The organism is Stieleria mannarensis (assembly GCF_014154935.1).
Taxonomy (GTDB): Bacteria; Planctomycetota; Planctomycetia; order Pirellulales; family Pirellulaceae; genus Stieleria; species Stieleria mannarensis.
In genome coordinates this window covers 1-761 of record NZ_JACEHH010000187.1, presented here as the reverse complement: position 1 = coordinate 761, position 761 = coordinate 1, and the positions used below count along the sequence as shown (strand labels likewise).

Annotated in this window: 1 protein-coding gene; it reads left to right on the top strand. The window is 52.2% G+C overall.

Annotation, left to right across the window (positions count from 1 at the left end):
* The first annotated feature begins 22 nt into the window (after positions 1–22).
* Positions 23–670, top strand: a complete 648-nt coding sequence (locus H1B37_RS33005) for a hypothetical protein (RefSeq protein ID WP_182871520.1) — start codon at positions 23–25, stop codon at positions 668–670.
* Positions 671–761: the final 91 nt, after the last annotated feature.

Sequence of the window (761 nt, the reverse complement as noted above, 5' to 3'; positions counted from 1 at the left end):
CCGTTATCTGGCAAGAGGCTGAATGCACGATCCAAACGAAGTTGCGCCGAACGGTCTGACTTACGCGGAGATTGACGCCCGCGAAGAAGACTCCGTTCGTCGGGCTAATGAGGTGCTTGCATCGCACCCTCACCTCGGCGCGCGTTGGTGGGGCTACTCAGTATCGCATTGCACGTTTGACCTAATTATCGGTGATCCGCTCGGGCGCGAAGACAACGTCGCGATATGCTGTCCATCCACTGTGAAAATTTCTGGGCCTATCTCATGGCCAAATCAACAGCTCCGCATAGATTGGACGTGTGATCGCGAATCGAGAGATGTTTGGTCCTACAAACTCGTCGACGAAAACGCGGGATTCTGCCTCGAAACCAACATGTTTCTATGGCGTCAGAACTTTGACATCCATGCAAATGGCAGCATTTGGTTTTCCGCGCGTACCCCGCTACAGAAACATCTCGAATACATCTGTCCGAGCTGCAAACATGCCAGTTACGGCTACCATCCATATTGCGCTGAATGCGGACACAAGCTCCCCTCCGAATCCAAGATGTTTGGGTTCGGCCAAACTCGTCCTGTGGCCAATCCCGAAAGCATATTGCAAATCGGATACAATGAATTGCAGGCAGGCGTTGAAACTGGTTCACAAAACAGCGACGCCAACCGCGAATAGCCAGATAACAAAAAAATGCACCCGAGTCGCGAAGTCGGGCGTTTTGACAATGGAGAATCTCTCGTCGCGACCGGGTGATTTTAGACGTTCG